Source organism: Bacteroides acidifaciens, assembly GCF_903181435.1.
Classification (GTDB): Bacteria; Bacteroidota; Bacteroidia; order Bacteroidales; family Bacteroidaceae; genus Bacteroides.
In genome coordinates, this window is the sequence record NZ_CAEUHO010000004.1 from 477,606 (window position 1) to 496,588 (window position 18,983).

Annotated in this window: 11 protein-coding genes; 1 reads left to right on the forward strand and 10 read right to left on the reverse strand. The window is 43.9% G+C overall.

The window, feature by feature from the left end; genetic code table 11:
- Positions 1-78: 78 nt before the first annotated feature.
- Positions 79-4,134: a two-component regulator propeller domain-containing protein gene (locus tag CLIN57ABFB40_RS13970; protein WP_175630654.1), complete on the reverse strand. Its 4,056-nt coding sequence runs from the start codon at positions 4,132-4,134 to the stop codon at positions 79-81.
- Positions 4,135-4,245: 111 nt separating this feature from the next.
- On the opposite strand from CLIN57ABFB40_RS13970, the gene CLIN57ABFB40_RS13975 reads away from it, so the two are divergent.
- Positions 4,246-4,887, forward strand: coding sequence for a carbohydrate-binding family 9-like protein (locus CLIN57ABFB40_RS13975; RefSeq protein ID WP_175630655.1), 642 nt, complete (start codon positions 4,246-4,248; stop codon positions 4,885-4,887).
- A 136-nt stretch (positions 4,888-5,023) separates the two neighbouring features.
- Here the strand turns inward: CLIN57ABFB40_RS13975 and lpxA are convergent, their stop codons facing one another.
- From lpxA to CLIN57ABFB40_RS14020, 9 genes are all read right to left on the reverse strand, one after another.
- The gene (gene lpxA / locus CLIN57ABFB40_RS13980) at positions 5,024-5,794 is read right to left on the reverse strand and encodes an acyl-ACP--UDP-N-acetylglucosamine O-acyltransferase (RefSeq protein ID WP_175630656.1); all 771 of its coding nucleotides are present in this window, start codon (positions 5,792-5,794) and stop codon (positions 5,024-5,026) included.
- Positions 5,795-5,812: 18 nt separating this feature from the next.
- Positions 5,813-7,204, reverse strand: coding sequence for an efflux transporter outer membrane subunit (locus CLIN57ABFB40_RS13985; protein ID WP_175630657.1), 1,392 nt, complete (start codon positions 7,202-7,204; stop codon positions 5,813-5,815).
- 11 nt (positions 7,205-7,215) lie between these two features.
- Positions 7,216-10,650, reverse strand: a complete 3,435-nt coding sequence (locus tag CLIN57ABFB40_RS13990; RefSeq protein WP_175630658.1) for an efflux RND transporter permease subunit — start codon at positions 10,648-10,650, stop codon at positions 7,216-7,218.
- A 16-nt stretch (positions 10,651-10,666) separates the two neighbouring features.
- Positions 10,667-11,842 (reverse strand): efflux RND transporter periplasmic adaptor subunit, encoded by a 1,176-nt coding sequence (locus tag CLIN57ABFB40_RS13995; RefSeq protein ID WP_175630659.1) that lies wholly within the window; start codon positions 11,840-11,842, stop codon positions 10,667-10,669.
- Between the two features lie 191 nt (positions 11,843-12,033).
- Positions 12,034-15,141: a glycoside hydrolase family 2 TIM barrel-domain containing protein gene (locus tag CLIN57ABFB40_RS14000; protein WP_175630660.1), complete on the reverse strand. Its 3,108-nt coding sequence runs from the start codon at positions 15,139-15,141 to the stop codon at positions 12,034-12,036.
- A gap of 231 nt (positions 15,142-15,372) precedes the next feature.
- The gene (locus CLIN57ABFB40_RS14005) at positions 15,373-15,858 is read right to left on the reverse strand and encodes an HU family DNA-binding protein (RefSeq protein ID WP_175630661.1); all 486 of its coding nucleotides are present in this window, start codon (positions 15,856-15,858) and stop codon (positions 15,373-15,375) included.
- Between the two features lie 358 nt (positions 15,859-16,216).
- A complete protein-coding gene (locus CLIN57ABFB40_RS14010) occupies positions 16,217-16,750 on the reverse strand; it encodes a hypothetical protein (RefSeq protein WP_175630662.1) in 534 nt (177 codons plus the stop codon).
- Positions 16,747-17,748 carry an aspartyl protease family protein gene (locus CLIN57ABFB40_RS14015; RefSeq protein WP_175630663.1) on the reverse strand — a complete coding sequence of 334 codons (1,002 nt, stop codon included), beginning with the start codon at positions 17,746-17,748 and terminating at the stop codon, positions 16,747-16,749. Before CLIN57ABFB40_RS14015 ends, CLIN57ABFB40_RS14010 begins: the two co-directional genes overlap by 4 nt.
- 578 nt (positions 17,749-18,326) lie before the next feature.
- A complete protein-coding gene (locus CLIN57ABFB40_RS14020) occupies positions 18,327-18,980 on the reverse strand; it encodes a hypothetical protein (protein WP_175630664.1) in 654 nt (217 codons plus the stop codon).
- Positions 18,981-18,983 lie beyond the last annotated feature (3 nt).

Genomic DNA, 18,983 nt, shown 5'->3' on the forward strand with positions numbered 1-18,983 from the left:
GCCAAGAGGGTAACATTCCCTTTGGCACAACTGTGTTTTTTTAATGCAGATTTTTCTGATGATAGATGATAATTGAGATTAATCCGTTTCTTCTACTCCTTCTTCTTGCTCCTCACCCTTGCGGTAGGCCAACGGACTGACATGATAAATTTCCTTGAAACATTTACTGAAATAGCGTGAAGAAGAGAATCCGATTCGGTCGGAAATCTCCGTGATATTCAGTTCCGGATTATTCCGTAGCATAACAGCTCCTTTTTTGAGACGTATGCTCAGGATAAAGTCATTCGGTGTCTGTCCTGTGACCGCTTTTAACTTGGTAAACAGGTTTGTACGTGCCATGCCCATTTCGCGGGCGAAGATATTGACGTTGAAGTCCGTATTATCCAGATGCTGTTCGATAATAGCCATCGCACGGTCCAGCATATCTTTATCCATCGGATTGGTAGCCAGCATTTGGGCGAAAGCTTGTGGCTGTTTACTGAATTTCTCTTGTAGCAGCCGACGGGAGTTCACCAGATTATTGCACCGGGAAATCAGAAGATTGGTATTAAACGGTTTGGTGATGTAATCGTCCGCACCGATTTTCAATCCTTCAATATTGTGCTCTATCGCAGTACGTGCTGTTAGCAGTACAACCGGAATATGGCATGTATTGAAATCTGTCTTAATCTGTTTACACAGTTCCGTGCCGGACATACGCGGCATCACGACATCGCTTAAAATAATGCTCGGCATATCTTTCTGTATCATTTCCAACGCTTCTTCTCCGTCGGAAGCCGTGCTGACCTGATAGAATGTCTCGAAAATACCGACTAACATTTGCTTGATAGACTCGTTATCTTCCACAATCAGCATCTTGGCATCTTCAATCCGTTTGTTGTCTTCCTCTTTCCATTCCGATTCCGGTAATATTTCTGCTGAAGGCACAACAGTTTCCGTCTCCTGAATGGCGGTATCCATATCGTTTTGCGCTATCTGTTCCTCGGCAAAGTGTTGTTTGCCTAGTTTGAGAGTGATAATAAAACTGCTCCCTTTGCCCGGTTCGCTTTCCACACGGATGGTGCCGTGGTGAAGCTCGATGATACCTTTTGTCAGAGCCAGCCCGATACCTGTTCCGGCTCCGGTATTCAGTGAGTTCAGCAGTTCGGTTTGATAGAACCGGTCGAAGATTTTGTCAATTTCCGCAGCAGCGATACCTGTACCGGTATCTTTTATTTCGATAATGGCATGGTCTTGCTCCTGCGAAACGTTGATGGAAATGGTATCTTCCGCTTTCGTATGTTTTAATGCATTGGACAATAGATTATTGACAACCTTCTGCATCTGCTTCTGGTCATACCATACTTCAATATCATCTTTCTGCTTGTTGAATTTGAAATTAATCTGCTTGCTGCCGGCGTATTCAAGGAAGAGCAGATAATTCTCGTACAGGAAATCCACCAGGTTGTGCTTGCTTACCTTAATCTTCATGTGCCCTTGCTCCTGTTTGCGGAAATCGAGCAGTTCCGTAATCAGTTCCCGCAACTGGAGACTGTTCTTGTAGATTCCCAATACCTTGTTATATATATTAGGAGTGAACGTCTGTACTTGCAGCAAAGTTTCCACCTGTCCCACGATGAGCGTTAGCGGGGTGCGGAATTCATGTGAGATGTTTGTGAAGAAACGCAGTTTCGACTGGTTCAATGCTTCCAAGTCCTCTATATGCTTCTTCTCATATTTCAAAGACTCGCGGAGCTTGATTCGCGAATTATAATTCTGGATAAGAAACCATAACAGACTGATGGTGACAATGGTATAAATCAAGTAAGCCCACCATGTCTCATACCAAGGTGGAAGTACAATGACGAGAAGTTTGGCTTCTTTAATTCCGTCCCGTTGTGACTTGATGACAAGTGTATATTTCCCCGGATTCAGGTTCGTATAAGTGATGAGTGTCTGTTTCCGGTATGTATGGTTCCATTCGTTCGAGAAACCTTCCAGGCGATAGAGAATCTCGTCCCTGTTGGCTGGAATGAAGTTGGAAGTGGCATATTCAATGGTAAACATCGACTGGTTCGCTTTCAGGCTAATCTCAGGCGTGTGGCAGATAGACCGGCTCAGGATTCCGGTTTCGTCTCCGGGGATAACTTCCTTTCCATTGACCAGCAGGCGGGAAAGGATGATATTATAGGATTTCGGGGTAAAATGCAATTTCTTTTCCCAGAAAGAAATCATTCCCTGAATACCACCCAGAAATACTTCTCCATCGTGCGTGACGAACAGTGCGTTCTCATTGACAGCAGTCAGCGGGAATCCGTTTTCCGTACCGTAATTATAGAACTTCTTGCTTGGGTAGTCGAACTGCGAGAATCCCTGATTGGTAATCAATAGCAAGTCTCCTTTCTGGATGGAGGATTCGAGCACTTCGTAAATACAATCGCTTGACAAACCGTCTTTCTGCACATCGAAGTTTTCGAAATCATTGCTCTCTTTGCGGTAACGGTCCAGTCCGCTACCGGAAGTCGAGAACCATAAGTTCCCGTTGCTATCCTGCATGATATTGTTGATATTGTTGTTGCTGAGACTATTCGGAATTGCCGGGTTATGCGCGTAATTGGTGAGCGTATTGGTATCGAAGCGGTAGGAATAAACCCCTTCTCCGGTAGCTGCAATCCATAACGTGCCGTCTTTGTCGAAACAGAGGCTTGCTACCATGCCGATGTCTCTTCCAGCTTTGGTTTCCTTGAAGAGTTGCCGGCAAGTGCCTGCTGCCGGGTCGAACAGGGTGACACCGTTCTGTGTGGCGATAACCAGTTTGTCCTTGTACGGCACAATGTCACGCACAATATCCGATGGTAACGAAGTAGGGTCGCCCGCTTTCATGCGGTAGACTGTGAAACGGTTCGTCCGTAGGTCGAGCTTATTCAATCCGCCAAGATGTGTGCCAATCCACATGATTTCATTAGCCCGGTCGTAATAGATTGCTTTTACATTGTTGTGCGAAATACTGTTCTTTCCTTCCTCGTGGCGATACCACCGGTATGTGTTGTCTTTGCGGTTGTATACATTTACACCGCCCCCTTCAGTACAAATCCACAGGTTGCCATCTTTGTCTTCCGTCATTCTTCCGACGATGGGGCTGCTCAGACCTTCTTTCTCGGTGTCTCCCACTTTATAGCGGGTATAGATTTCATACTCAGGATTGAAGTAATTGACTCCGCCGAAATAAGTCCCTAGCCAAAGGGTGCCTTGCCCGTCCTTGACAATACACCAAATGGAAGAGTGGGTGAGTCCGTCCGGTTTACCGGCATCGGCCATATAGAGTTGGAAATTACCTGTACTTTTCTCATAGCGGTTCAGTCCGTGGAACGTTCCTATCCATAGATTGCCTGAATTGTCTTCACAAAAACTTCTTACGAAGTTGGAACAGAGACTATTCGCCTTTCCCGGTTCATGGCGGATATTCTCGATGAAACCGTCCGTTTTTATGTGGTAGAGTCCTTCCTCCCAGCTGCCTATCCATAATTCTTTTGAAGAATCCTCATAGATACTGGTGATATTCCCTTTCGTGACAGGTTGTGAAATCGCCTTACTCTCTGAAAGGCAGTAAACGCCATTGCTGGTGGTTCCCATCCAGAGATTCTTCTTTTCATCCAAATGAAGACAGGACAAAGTAATGTCTTTTCCTGCAAGGTGATAGAAAAGGTCGAAGTTGCCTGTACTCTCGTTGTACACAAATATTTCTTCCCTCTTGCCGATATATAATTTCTCGTTGTAGTAAATAGCGTCCACGTTGCCCTGAAGCAATGTCTTGAATCGCTGGGTAGTCAAATCGAACTCTGCCACACCGTCAGTACAGAGCAGATATACTTTCCCGTTTTTGTTTCCGGTGATGCGCAGCACTGTATTGCTGAACAGGCTGTTCGGGTCGTTTTTGTTAAGTTTGAAACTTTTAATGTCGTTACCGTTATACCGGTTTAGTCCCTCGCGCGTTCCAATCCATATAATTCCCCGTTCGTCGATATATAAGCTGTTGACAGAGAATTGTGAAAGTCCGTCATCTGTGGTCAAATGGCTGAAAGTAATGTTTTGACCTTGTGTGTGGACAGTGGTTACGCTTAAAAATAGCAGAAATAAAAGGATAATTTTTCTCACTAATTCGTTCTTTTAAGGTATTACTATTGGCAAATATATCGTTTTTATTTCATTTCCGTGAACCTTATTAGAAGAAAGTAACTATATTTGTATCATTCAAACGAAAGAAATATGAAAGTAAAGAAAATTAGTGCGGCTAACGTGGAAGCTTGCTCGCTTCCTAAATTATTCGATGAAGAGAAAATAGATTTTCAGCCTATTCAGTGTGTCAACTGGGCTGAATATCCTTACAAACCCAAAGTAAATTTTCGCATAGCTCACACGCAGGACTCTATTTTATTGCATTTTAAAGTAAAAGAAGAGAGTGTGCGTGCCCGCTATGGCGAAGATAACGGTTCTGTATGGACAGATTCCTGTGTGGAATTCTTCTCTATACCGACCGGCGATGGAATCTATTATAATATAGAGTGCAACTGTATCGGAACGATTCTGATTGGTGCCGGACCTGTCCGCAACGGTCGTGAGCATGCTCCGAAAGACGTGACAGCTCTTGTACAGCGATGGTCAAGTCTGGGTAATGCGCCTTTTGAAGAGCGTGTTGAAGAGACTGACTGGGAAGTTGCCTTGATTATCCCATACGCTGTATTCTTCAAGCATCAGATTGCTTCGCTCGATGGTAAGGAACTGAAAGCCAATTTTTACAAATGTGGCGATGAATTGCAAACTCCCCATTTCCTTTCATGGAATCCGATAGAAATAGAGAAACCGGACTTCCACCGTCCCGACTTCTTCGGTACACTGGAGTTTGAATAATCATCTGTCTTCAGGTAAGGATATAAACGATTACCCGGATATAAAGGAATATAATGATACGGCGTCATCCATCTGCAAAAAAGAAGGGTGACGCTTTTTTTTGCATCACCCTCACCTTTGTATAAAATCACTTTATTTACTTCACAATACCTTTTTTCGAGCCTTTCACGAAGTTTACGATTGTTTCGATTTCCTCGCTCATCGGCACTTGGTCGATAATCTTCTGCACTGCATCCTGAACGCTGAAGTTACCTTGATAAATCAAGCGGTAAGCATTGGCGATGTGGCGGAGAATTCTTTCCGATGTGTTGCGGTGTTGTGACAGGACTACGGCATTCACTCCGTGGTATGCCACCGGGTTTCCCGACATGATGACATATGGCGGCACATCCTTGGAGATACGGCATCCGCTTTGTACAAGCGTCCAGCTACCGATGTGGCAGTATTGATGCAGGGTGACATTACCGCTCAAGATAACGCAATCGTCTAATGTACATTCTCCTGCGATAGTGGTACCGATACCTACCACGCAGTTGTTATTAATCTGTACGTCATGACAAAGATGTACTTTGTCCATCAGGTAGTTGCCGTTTCCTATTTTGGTAGCATTGCCGGCAAAGGTAGCACGGCTGATAACTACATTTTCACGAATATCATTGTTATCCCCGATAATCAGGCTGCTTTTTTCTCCGGTATAGTGAAAGTCTTGCGGTTCCGCTCCCAGGACAGCATTTTGATGTACTTTGTTTCCTTTTCCCATTTTCGTACCTTGCAGGATACTGGCATAAGACATGATGACACAATCGTCTCCAATTTCCACATTCTTTTCGATGTAGGCAAAAGGCTGGACAGTAACATTCTTGCCTAGTTTTGCTTCGGGGTCTACGTAAGCTAACGGACTAATCATAATAGTATAAGTTTAAAGTTATTCTTCTCTTCCACCACCCAGAGCCTGGTAAAGGCTAACGACGGCCTGCATCTGGTCAAAGCAATCGGAAACCTGAGAAATCTGTGCGCTCAGGTAAGATTGTTGTGCAGACAGTACTTCCAGATAGGTTGAAGTCCCTAAGTTAAACAATTCTTTTGTATCTTCCGAAGCTTTTTTGGCAGATTCTACCTGCATCCGGCGGGATTCTACCTTTTCGCTCGTCTTTTGGTATAAACTTAGCGCATTGCTGACTTCGCTTCCGGCATTCAGCAAGCTCTGCTGGAAGGACAACTTCGCTGTTTCTTCCTGAGCTTTGGCAGCTTTCAAGCGGGCGATATTCTGTCCGCGGTAGAAAAGCGGCTGAGTCAGAGAGCCGATGGCGGAAGCCAATAACTTGCCCGGGTTGATAATTGCACTTCCGGCGCTGTTTGTCCATCCTGCCGAACCGCTGAGCGTGATTTGCGGATAGAAAGCGGCACGTGCCGAGTTGGTATTATAATAGCAGCTTGCCAAAGCCATTTCGGCTGCTTTTACGTCCGGACGGTTGGACAGCAACTGGATAGGTACGCCTGCGGAAAGTTCTGTCGGGAGCACTTGTGCTTCCAGCACGCCGCGTTTGATGGAGTGGGGAGCTTCTCCCAAGAAAGTAGACAGGGCATTTTCAGTTTCACGGATACTTTGTTCGATATCTGGGATACTGGCAAGCACCTGAGCATAAGCAGCCTTACTTTGTTCAACTCCTGCCGAATTAATATTGTACATGGCAGCGTCTTTCATCGCTTCCATCGTTTCGGCATTCTGTTTCAGAATTTCAGCCGTAGCTTTAGTTATTTCCAACTGGCGGTCCAACATCATTAATGTATAATACATGTTGGCAACATTGGAGATAACTTGCGTCTGCACTGCCTGACGATAAGCCTTTACCTGCTTCAGGGTAACTTGTGCATTTCGTTTGGAGTTCAGCAACTGACCGAACAAATCGACTTGCCAACTGGCTGTTACAGGCAGCGAGTAAGTTTTTGTAGCTGCATTCTTGTCAAAGCTGCTGATTGTTCCTTGCGGAGACAGTCCCAGTGACGGAGCATAAGCCAGGCGTGCCGACATCAGGGATGCTTCTGCCGCTTTTATATTTTGGGCAGCGGACAAAAGGTTGGTGTTTTGCTTCAGTCCCGCTTCGATGAGAGACTGTAACTGTGGGTCGGTGAAGACTTCTCTCCACGGCAGGTTACCGAAGTTGGCGGTATCCGAAACCAGTGTATCATTATCCGCCATCGGGTCACGATACAGTCCGGAAGTGGTAATATCTTCGGGTCTGTCATACGACTTATAGATGTGGCAACTACTCAGGAGAGCAGTTGCGCACAACATATATAGAATCTGTTTCTTCATATCGAATTTCATTATTTAGCGTATTGTTCAATCTCAGTTACGGCGTCCGTATTGTCAATATCCTCCCATTCCATCGGTTTCACCTTCTCTTGCAGGTACTGGAAGATTACGAACAGCACAGGAACGATGAAAATCTGACAAATCATGCCGACTAACATACCACCGATAGAAGCAGTACCCAGTGTGCGGTTACCATGAGCACCTACGCCAAAGGCAAACATCAATGGAAGCAGTCCGACTACCATCGCCAATGATGTCATCAAGATAGGACGGAGGCGGGCACCGGCACCCAATACGGCTGCCCATGTGATACTCATACCCATCTTACGACGGTCGAGGGCGAACTCCACAATCAGGATGGCATTCTTCGCCAACAGACCCATCAACATGATTAACGCAATCTGCATGTAGATATTGTTGGACATCGTGCCGAGAATCATCTTCAACATCGAGATATTACCGATGGCACTCACTCCGTTCACAAACAGGAAGCTGCCTAACAGACCGAACGGAACGGACAGCAATACAGCCAACGGAAGTATGTAACTTTCGTACTGTGCGCTCAGCAGCAGGTAAACGAATACGAAGCAGAGGATGAAAATCAATCCGGTGGCGCTTCCACTGCTCTGTGCCTCTTCACGTGCCATACCACCCAGTTCATAGGTATAACCGGCAGGAAGGTTCTGATTGGCTACTTCCGCCAATGCTGTCAACGCCTGGCCTGATGTATAACCGCTGGCAGGAGCCACCATCACTTTCATGGAAGTGTAAAGGTTGAAACGGCTGATGATATCCGGGCCATATACTTTGTCGATAGAGATGAATTGTGAGATAGGGGCCATTTCGCCGGCACTGTTACGAACCTTGATATTCTTCAGGGATTCCAAGTTCTTACGGGACAGCGGGTCGGACTGAATCATTACACGATACATCTTACCGAAACGGTTGAAATTGGACGCATACAGACCACCGTAATATCCCTGCATGGTAGTGAGGATGTCACTCGGACTGATACCTGCTTTCTTACAAGCTGCCGCGTCAATATCAATCATATATTGCGGGAAGTTCGGGTTGAACGTCGTTTTTGCCGAATTAATTTCGGGACGGGCTTCCAGCGCAGCGGTATAGTCGTTGACTACATCGAAGAACTTGTTCAGGTTGCCACCCGTCTTGTCCTGCATATTCACCTCAATATCCGTAGATGCCGAGTAACCCGGAATCATCGGTGGAGCAAAGAACAATACCTGTGCTTCCTTGATGATTTTCTGTGCGCGCATATATAAGGAACCTACAATAACGTCGGAGTTCTGTATCATCGAACGCTCGTCCCAGTCTTTCAGCTTGATGATGAAAGAACCGTAGGATGGTCCTTGTCCACCGATAAAGCTGAAACCGGAAATCAATGTGCGTGAAGCTACGGCAGGGTCAGCAGCAATCAAACTGTCTACACGTGCCAGAATCTTTTCCGAGTGGTCTTGTGATGTGCCCGGCGGCAGGGTTACGGCTCCCATCAGTGTACCGGTATCTTCGTTGGGCACCATACCTGTCGGAGTGGTGTTCATGAAGAACATAAGCAATACGATAGAAGCAACGACCAGTCCCATGGACAACCATTTCTTCTGGATGAAGAACAGTACGCGTTTCTTATAGCGTTTCAAGATAGACTCATAGGTATCGTTGAATTTGTTCTTGAATTTATTCGTGCTCATTCCGATTAGTGCCAATATACTAAGAAGTATGAAGATGGCAGTAATTATCGGATTGATACTGAAAAGACCGAAAATCATGCCGAGAATGGCAACAAGTGTGAACGTAAGTGTGATTCCCGGATGTAGCATCTTTCCGATAGCTTCGGTATATCTTTTTATCATTGTTGTATGAGCAGCCTTATAGGCTGTTTTCATACGTTCTTTCAATGGAGGAACCTCTTCGGAACCTTCACCTTCCTGTTTGTGCGGTTTCAGAAGAACGGCACACAAGGCGGGGCTTAATGTCAAGGCGTTCAAGGCGGACAGACCAATAGAGATGGCCATTGTCATACCGAACTGGCGGTAGAATGTTCCTGCCGTTCCACCCATGAAACTTACCGGAACGAACACGGCCATCATGACCAGTGTAATGGATACGATAGCACCACCCAGCTCATTCATTGCATCGATGGAAGCCAGACGTGCGGAAGTGTAGCCTTGGTCCAGCTTGGCGTGTACACCCTCGACGACCACGATGGCGTCATCGACCACAATCGCAATGGCAAGCACAAGGGCACATAACGTCAGCAAGTTCAAACTGAATCCTACCAGAGACAGGATGAAGAATGTACCGATAAGGGCTACCGGAATGGCAATAGTCGGAATCAATGTAGAACGTAAGTCCTGCAAGAAGATATATACTACAATAAATACCAGGATAAATGCTTCAATCAATGTTTTCAACACTTCATGGATAGAAGCGAACAAGAAGTCGTTGGCATTCATGGAAACGTTTATCTTCAAGCCGGTCGGCAGTGATTTGGACGCTTCATCCAGTAACACTTGAATGTCACTGATAGTTTGTGTCGCATTTGTTCCTGCCATCTGATAAACGATACAGGTTACAGCCTTATGTCCGTTTACCCGGTTGCTAAAGTTATATCCCAAGCGGTCCAGCTGAATTTCTGCTATATCTTTCAGACGGAGCACTTCACCGTCAGGAAGAGATTTGATAACGATATTTTCAAACTCTTCCGGTTGTTGCAGGCGTCCTTTGTAACGGATGGTGTATTGGAAAGTCTGGTTACTGCGTTCACCGAACTGTCCTGGAGCAGCTTCGACATTCTGTTCTGCCAAAGCAACGGAAACGTCACCGGGAACGAGCTTGTATTGTGCCATCACGTCCGGACGCAGCCAGATACGCATGGAGTAGTCCTGTCCCAGTACGGAGGCATCACCTACACCCGGCACACGCTGTACTTGAGGAATCAAGTTGATCTTAGCATAGTTTTCAATAAACGATTCGCTATATGTATCTGTCTCGTCATAGAGAGAGAATACTACCAGCATGGAAGTCTGGCGTTTTTGAGTGGTTACGCCGACTTTGGTTACTTCGGCCGGCAACAGACCTTGTGCCATAGAAACACGGTTTTGCACATTGACAGCGGCCATGTCCGGGTTAGTCCCTTGTTTGAAATATATGGATATCTCACCGGAGCCCGTATTTGACGCAGTCGAGGTCATATACATCATATTTTCCACACCGTTGATTTGTTCCTCGAGCGGGGCAATCACGGAGTTCAATACGGTTGACGCACTGGCACCCGTATATGTAGCCCTTACTGACACAGTAGGGGGCGCGATGTCCGGATACTGGGTGATAGGCAGCGTAGCCAATCCGATGGCACCCAGGATTACTATCAAGATAGAAATAACGGTTGATAGTACCGGACGGTTAATAAAATTATCTAATTTCATACGGTTATCTAAGTTATTAATTGAAAGCAGTAGCTAAATTTCCTTCGCGTTGGTCTTTCAAGTGCTGTTGATAGTTCGCTTCTTTCTGAGCCGGTGTGATAGGCTGTACAGTCTGACCGTCTTTCAAGCTTTGTACGCCTTCGATTACGATTTTGTCTCCTGCGTTCAAGCCGGAAGTAACGAGATATTCTTTTCCGTTATCCAGGTTGAAAATATTGATTTCCGTATATTTCACAGTGTTGTCTGGTTGGAGGACATAAACGAACTTCTTATCTTGGATTTCTACTGTTGCAGATTGCGGTATGCTGATAACGTTGTCCATAGTATAAGGAATCAGTACGTTTGCCGTACCGCCGCTACGCAAGATGTGCTCCTTGTTCGGGAAGATGGCGCGCATGCTTACAGAACCGGTGCTTTGGTCGATAACTCCCGTGATGGCGTCCACTTTACCATCAATGCTGTATTCGGTACCGTCAATCAACTGTAATTTAATAGCCGGTATTTTGCTGATTTCTTCTTTGATAGTGCTTCCTGACTTGGTCATAGCCAACAGTTCTTTTTCTGTCATTGAGAAATATACATATACTTCATCAATTTCGGAAACGGTAGTCATCGGAGTGGCGATAGAAGGGCTGACCAATGCTCCCAAACGATAAGGGATATTATTGATGACACCGTCGGAAGGACTCTTCACCTGTGTGAATGAGAGGTTCTGCCGGGCAGTAGTCAACTGTGCCTTTGCCTGCGCCAACTGTGCCTGAGACTGTGCCAATGTATTTTCAGCCATCGACAGGTCATAATCACTGATGATGTTCTTCTTGTTCAGTTCACGCTTGTTGTCCACCGTTATCTGTTGGGTGCGTACTGCCGCTTCTGCCGTTGCAACGGCTGCTTGGGCTGTGCGTACTGCCGCTTCATACTGTGTAGGGTCAATGATGAACAAGACTTGTCCCTTACGGACACTTGCTCCTTCGTCTACACACAGTTTGGTGATGAAGCCCGATACTTGCGGACGGATTTCTACGTCTTGTTTGCCTTTAATAGTAGCCGGATAAGCTGTCGTTAGATTTGCAGTTGACTTTTGTAACTCCTGTACTGCATACTCGGGGACTTTTCCCGTGTCATTTCCCTTATTGCCGCAACTGGACAGAAGGGCTAAGCAAAATGTAAATAAAACAATTCTACTTTTCATACTTCTCATTTATCTGTTTTTTAAAATTATGCGTTTGTTGCACGTATGTCATTCTCTTGTATAAAAGGGGGGATTTAAGGAATAAAAGCCGGAAACTAATTCAGTTAAATCAGTTTCCGGCTGCAAAAGTACAGTAATTTCGCTATTCTTGTACTCTGATACCGTGTTTTTTAACGATGTTTTTTACTTCATTACTTCAGTTTATGTGATACGGGTGACATGATGAAACTGAATTCATAATCCTGGTAAGGAAGACGATACTTTTCTAATGGTATAGCTCCCCAACTGTTGACGCATGCCAAACCTGTCTGTACCTTGTCAATGCAGAAGTTTGTAAAGTTTACTTTTTCAACTTCCGGTGAGTGGCGTTGGTCTTTTGCATCGCCATCGTCCAATGATTCGATGGTATAGTTCAGTGCAGATGCGGAGAACGGAGCTTCAGAAACGAACTCTAAGCCGTTGCCACCGATATTCAGCAGTCTCCACCAGCGGATGTCGGTCTTCGTTCCGGTTTCCTGCGGACGGATATACGGATAGAATTGTTCTTCTACCGTCTGGCGGTATTTGCCTATCATGGCGCCGTGGTTACGGTCGGAATAGTTTTCTACCGGACCGCGCCCGTAATATTCCACTTCGTTGAAAGCAAGAGGCATACGAAGCTGCATACCGAAGCGGAACATTTCAGACACCTTTTTGCTCTTGTCGGCTACCATTTTCTGAGTAACTTTTACCGCTCCCTTATTATTGATAGTATAAGTGAGGAATAACTTGCCGCCCACCGATTTCATGTCGTATTCTGCACGAACCACAGCCTGGTCATTTTCGATGCCGTGTTTCAGAGACGTAAGTTTCAGTTCCGGGTTCTTCCAAACCGCATATTTGCGTTGCAATCCTGCTCCGAAATCGTTATCGGTCGGCGCACGCCAGAAGTTGGGAGTCAGTTCGCTGCCGTCTTCCATCATCTGCATGCCGTTCACGTCGTAGCGGCAGAGATAGCCGTTTTGCCTGTTGAAATCCATAGAGAAGTTTTCGCCTTTGACAATCAGGTAGTAACGGTCGTTATCCAGGATGCTGGGCACACTGACTGCCAGGTTGGAAGTCTGCACATTTTCCAGTTTGAGTTCCGGTGCTTTGTAATCACGGATGCTTAACTGGTCGTAAGCGACGGTGGTTCCTGCGGGCAACAATGTTTCTGCGGCTTTCAGTTTATAGTTGACGTTGAGCAGCAGTTCCTTGCAGGGGCAGATGTTCTTCGTGTCAATCGGAAGCTGCACTTTTACAGTTTGCTGAGGTGCTGCTTTCAGGTCGGATACGATGCCGGTCTGTACCACTTCCCCGTTTGCCAGTAATTGCCATTCCATATAATATGAAGACAGGTCGCGGAAGAAGTTTTCGTTGAAGATGTTGATTTCACCTTTGGCAAGGTCGGCGGGAGTAGTCCAGATATCCTGGTAGAAATAAGCTACTTCGTAAGCATGCGGATTAGGTACGCGGTCAGGGCTGATTAAACCGTTGTCGTTGAAGTTATTGTCCGAACCGTCATATTTGTTGAAGTCGCCACCGTAGCCGTAAATATCTACTCCATCTTTGTTTTTCCAGTGGCAGGACTGGTCTACAAAGTCCCAGATAAATCCGCCTTGGTATTTCGGATATTTGCGGATGATGTCCCAGTATTCTTTGAATCCGCCTTGTGAGTTACCCATAGCGTGTGCGTATTCACATTGAATCAGCGGTTTTTGAATATCACCTTCGCAGTATTTGATACAGCCTTCGTAACCTAGGTACATCGGGCAATAGATGTCTGTAAATTCACTGGTACGTGCTTGCTCGTATTGTACGGCACGTGTTTTGTCTTCGTTCTTAATCCAGGTGTAGCATTTCTCAAAGTTCGGTCCCATGCCGGCTTCATTACCCAGTGACCAGAAAATGATGGACGGGTGATTGTAGCTGCGTTGTACGTTGCGTTGGTTGCGCTCCATATGGGCTTTGGCGTAACTGGGGTTCTTTGCCAGTGTCTGGTCACCATATCCCATACCGTGGGATTCCACGTTAGCTTCGGCTACAACATAGAGTCCGTATTGGTCGCAAAGGTCATACCAACGGTTGTCGTCCGGGTAGTGGCAGGTACGTACGGCGTTGATATTAAGCTCTTTCATGACTTTGATGTCTTGCAACATACGTTCTAGGGAAACTACATAACCGCCGTCCGGGTCCATTTCGTGGCGGTCGGCTCCCTTGAAGAGTACCGGCTGGCCGTTAACGAGTATCTGTCCGCCTTTCAGTTCAATCTTGCGGAAACCAACTTTCACGGGAATTACCTCTACTGTGCTATTGCCGTTTTTCAGGCTAGCGGTCAGTGTATAAAGATTGGGCGTTTCGGCTGTCCATTTGGCAGGGTTGGAGATATTCAGTGTAGTGTTCAGTTTGCCCGAACCTTTCAGGTCGGCGGTAGCTACACTGTTGCCTTGGGCATCTGTCAGGTCTAAAGCCACTGTGCCGCTTCCTTTCAGGTCGACAGCGATATTCAGCGTGGCATCTTTATATTGGCTGTCCAAATCGGGCGTTACACGAATATCCTGAATATATTTCTTGTCGCGTGCGTAAAGATAGCAGTCGCGTCCTACGCCGGAATAGCGGAAGAAGTCCTGGTCTTCCAGGTAACTGCCGTCGCACCAGCGGAATACCTGGAAAGCAATCACATTCTTACCCGGTTTCAGATAGTTGGTCAGGTTGAATTCAGCTTCCAGTTTGCTGTCTTCGCTATATCCTACATAGCGTCCGTTCACCCAAAGGTACATATTGGAAGTGACCGAACCGAAATGGGCAAAAATCTCTTTCCCTTTCCAGTCGGCAGGAACGGTGATTTCTTTTCGGTAAGAGCCTACATGGTTGTTCTCTGTCGGGACGTACGGCGGGTTGTTTTTGAACTGGCTTCTCCAGGCATATCCTACATTTACATAGATAGGGTCGCCATAGCCGTTCAATTCCCATACACCGGGCACTTGAAGGTCGTCCCAGCCTTTGTCGTTGAAATTAGTCTGGTAGAAGTCGGTCGGACGTGCTTCGGCGTGCCTCACCCAGTTGAATTTCCAAAGACCGTTCAGAGTCATGAAATTCGTGGAGTTTTCTTTGATACCGGCTTTAGCTTCATCAGCCGATGCGTAAGCAAAGTAGTTAGTGTGCATGGCAGAGCGGTTTACGGAATTCACTTCCGGGTCTTTCCACTCGTTGAAGCTTTGCGCTTGAATAGCTGTCAGTCCCAATGCAGCCAAGCAGCAAGAGAGTAGTTGTTTCTTCATGGGTTTTTTGTATTAGGTTTGAATTTCGGGAGTCAAAGATAAGGATTAATTTAAAGAGTGAAGGGCTAATTATCGTTCAATTAAGGCTAGTTTTTAATAAATTAAGCATGTTGTTGGTATTCATCTATGCTTATACAAATAAAAAAATACGTGAGATACTGTTCTGTTTAAAAGTAGAAACAGTATCTCACGTTCAATAAATCCCTAGTTAACCGTTAAGTATATCGGGGGTTATGCTGCGGGATCGGGATCCGGCGTTTCTCCACTGTCACCGCCATCCGGATTTTCCGGATTATTTCCGCCATTGTTTCCCGAAGAAGCATTGCTGCCGTTGCCTTCCGTCTTATAGATACTGACCTTATTCAGCATCTCCTTGAATTTATATCCCGGAGTAAATACAATTTTTACCCGTTGGATGGTGTCGGCATCCACATCTTCTGCCGCATCCTGACTCTTGCAGTTCATTCCCGGACGGAAACAACCGAAATCACCTAACTGCACCGACATTCCTTTGTTCAGGTTTGTATTCAATGCATCAATCAGTGCGTCAATCACGTGCTTCACCGCACCCTCGGGAATCATACCGAACATGGATACTTCCTTGCATAAATCTCTGAAATCTACCGTATTGGTAATAACATTCTGTGCTACATACTTTTCAGCTTTTGTCTTGTCAAAACCGAAAGTTCTTTTCTTTACAACATACTTTAATGCCATAATCTTTCTTTTTTTAAAATAGTTAGTTAATCTGTTTTACTTTTGTTTTGTGATCACGATGCAAAGGTATGTGTTTCGAAATTCATGGGCAAGGAAAAAAAGAAATGTGTCTTAACTAAATTCTTAAATATGATCTGGTACTCAAGTTGTCTACATACGGCTTGCATGGAGGCATAATATCTTTTCATTGCCTCGTAAAGTTCAGTTTGTATTGAAGAAATTTCATATACTGATACTCTACTATATTGAAATTTACATGATAATATCTCATATTGTTCTTGAGCCAACTGATAGGATTGTTTGGATAAGAAGAATTATTATATCGGCTCTGTTTATACATAGTGGGGTGGATTTGTTGTTACTTTACTTTCTTGATTGTTTCATTCACTCCATCAAGTTCTATAATTACTTTTTCGGGAGTTAGTTCTACAATCTTTACCGCATCCTGTTTTAGGAGTTCTTCTTTTAGTTGGGCACTGAACATCTCGGCAAATGGCTCCATTTGTTCGCTTAGCTTGTCGGCAAGGATTCCCTGTTGATTGATTTTTTTTAGATTCATCTTATATGAATCGGGAATAAGACTTTCAAATAGTGTGTCATTCCTTATTTTCCACTCGCTGTTGTATGTCATTTCGTATTCCAGTATGATGGTTCCTATACTTTCAGTCGAAAAAAACAGTTTTAGCATAGCGGAAGAATGAGCACTTCTGTCGATCTTGTAATCTGTATAAGATTCTATTGTACCATAAATCTGTTTTATTCCGATAGTATCGCTTTTTATGGCATAATATTTTCCTACAAAAGCTTTCTCTTGCGGGGTTAATGACGTTGTTTGGTTGCTGCAACCAATCAACATACAGGCTGTGAGTGTGATTAATAAAATTGCTTTCATTTTTTCATGTGTCTTAGTTTTCTCAAATGTTTTAGGTATAAACCTTCTTCATTTGTGGGATGATTAATGAGGTTGCTGTCTTGGGGAGATACGATAAACGTAAGCTCTTGTTTCTCAGGATTAATATACAAAGTGCGGAATTGACGGGCGAAATGCCAGGTTAGTAACCCGATATATCCTTTGTTCACTTTCTTATATATGCTATCTACATCAACCGGCATATAAAAGTCGGAAGGAGGCAAGTTATCAATAGCTATTGAGTCTAACCAAAGAGTAAAATTAGATGGTATCCAATAAGTCAGTGCGTCGTTGCCATACATGTCATATATGTATCGTATAAATCCATTATCATTAATTTGGTCATAATATTCCAACGTTATGGTAGGGGGCATTGTGATGTCTGTTGTATCGGCATTATAAATATGTGTATAAGCATAACCACTGTCAAACAATAAAGGAATTGATATGGTATCATTAATTAATAAATCAACAATAGGAACTTGAACTTCTATGTCGTTAAAGCGATATTGCTTCTCATAAATCATATCAGAAGGACGTTTTTCTATTGAAATCGGCTTTTCCTGTAATCGGAAAGTCTTGTTGGCACGATCGAACATCCAGTGATATTTCTTTATAATATCCATTCCGATAATGTTACGGTTGTCTGTTGTATAATAAAATGAAGTGCTCATTGGAATATTTGCAATGTTAAATTCTAGTTTTTCGGTCTGACTATGATATGAAATCTTTTTGTTTCTTCCTTCAAAGATCAATGTCGAGTCAATTATCTTCAGTTTAAGCTTGTTGGCGAGTTTTGACTCAATATGTGAATTAGAACTTCCTGTGTCAAATACAAAATCGTACGTTTCTTCTCCTATGTGGACAGGGATGAGCCATCCTTCCATATCATATTCTTTGAAATAATATTTAGTTTCTCGTTTGGGGTTACAGGAAACTAATAAACTTAGTAAGATAAATATAGGATAGTATTTTTGCATATTTTTCAGTTTTAGAAAAGTGATAAGGGAGGACAGCAAAACTGCTATCTTCCGAAGTTAGTAATCTATGGCATATCTGTAGATCCACTATTAGAATTTCCTATGGGGTAGGCTTACTGTCAACACCATATATTTTGATTTTTCATGTTGCTTGCTTTGCATAACGCTTCTTTTTTCTTTAGTTCTTTAATTTTCAAATATACTTTCCTTTTAGTTCATAAGGCAGAAAAAGTTCGATGACAGTATACTATCTCCTTAGAAGGCACTTCATAAGGAAACTCAGAGCGATAGATATGTCCCACTATCCAGTCTTTGACTGATAGACATCGTCCTCCTTCGCGCCAAACTTTTAAACTTAGCAGCTCCTCGTCAAGTCCATAATATCGTAATCCTTCGAGTCCACGTAGTTATTTGACAAATCTAAAAACAGAATGCGAGAAAACCAAGAAGTACAAAAACACCTAGGGGACATTGGTAACTTTGGTAACAAGCCCGATATATGCTATTATCAGACAGGCAATACCTTTGTTCGTGTAGCTGATAATATTAAGGTGAGGGGAACATTGGTTTAAAGATATTTAACGCTTATTCTCTCGCAAAAATGAGCCGATGTTATCTTTGCTGCCGATCCGCATCTTATTTTTAATTCTTTGTCTTGCTTTTTTTAGCGCATCATACTTTTTATCCAGCAGACATTCTGTGTGAGATGCAGGGGTATCCAGATATGCTAATAGGCATAATATGATTTCATATGAGGTCAGTTTGAATTCTGGTGCTCTCAAGTAGTTTAATAGGAAGGGGTTGGAAACCTGAAAATAATGTATAAATTTATCATATTCCGTTGCAGGCAGTATGCTGGTATGAAGAAAAGTACAGGTAGGCATGTTCTTTTGCTCTGTCAGAAATATAATTTTCTTGTGTAATGATGAAATTATTTCTGCATTTTCCTCTATAAGTAGTTTTTGTGTTTCCTGTTCTTTATATAGTTTGTTTTTGATAACTGCTATTTCTTGGTCTTTTTGATACAACTCTTGTTTTAAGTTAAGGTAATATTTTCTGTATAGTTTTATTCCGATTATTAGAATGATAAGCAATATTATGCATACAGGTAATAGTATTTGAGTGTATTTGATATGGTCTAAAGATGCTTTTATAGAATCCATAGTACAACTATCTTTCTCAAAAGGAAGGAGGCTGATGCTTAGAAGTATGATTACATATATTGCTTTCATCCG

Bases quoted from the DNA above. Each gene is read 5' to 3' on its own strand.
- CLIN57ABFB40_RS14010 (WP_175630662.1), bottom strand. From the start codon at position 16,750: ATGAAAGCAATTTTATTAATCACACTCACAGCCTGTATGTTGATTGGT.
- CLIN57ABFB40_RS14005 (WP_175630661.1), bottom strand. From the start codon at position 15,858: ATGGCATTAAAGTATGTTGTAAAGAAAAGAACTTTCGGTTTTGACAAG.
- CLIN57ABFB40_RS13995 (WP_175630659.1), bottom strand. From the start codon at position 11,842: ATGAAAAGTAGAATTGTTTTATTTACATTTTGCTTAGCCCTTCTGTCC.
- CLIN57ABFB40_RS13990 (WP_175630658.1), bottom strand. From the start codon at position 10,650: ATGAAATTAGATAATTTTATTAACCGTCCGGTACTATCAACCGTTATT.
- CLIN57ABFB40_RS14000 (WP_175630660.1), bottom strand. From the start codon at position 15,141: ATGAAGAAACAACTACTCTCTTGCTGCTTGGCTGCATTGGGACTGACA.
- CLIN57ABFB40_RS13975 (WP_175630655.1), top strand. From the start codon at position 4,246: ATGAAAGTAAAGAAAATTAGTGCGGCTAACGTGGAAGCTTGCTCGCTT.
- CLIN57ABFB40_RS14020 (WP_175630664.1), bottom strand. From the start codon at position 18,980: ATGAAAGCAATATATGTAATCATACTTCTAAGCATCAGCCTCCTTCCT.
- CLIN57ABFB40_RS14015 (WP_175630663.1), bottom strand. From the start codon at position 17,748: ATGCAAAAATACTATCCTATATTTATCTTACTAAGTTTATTAGTTTCC.
- CLIN57ABFB40_RS13985 (WP_175630657.1), bottom strand. From the start codon at position 7,204: ATGAAGAAACAGATTCTATATATGTTGTGCGCAACTGCTCTCCTGAGT.
- lpxA (WP_175630656.1), bottom strand. From the start codon at position 5,794: ATGATTAGTCCGTTAGCTTACGTAGACCCCGAAGCAAAACTAGGCAAG.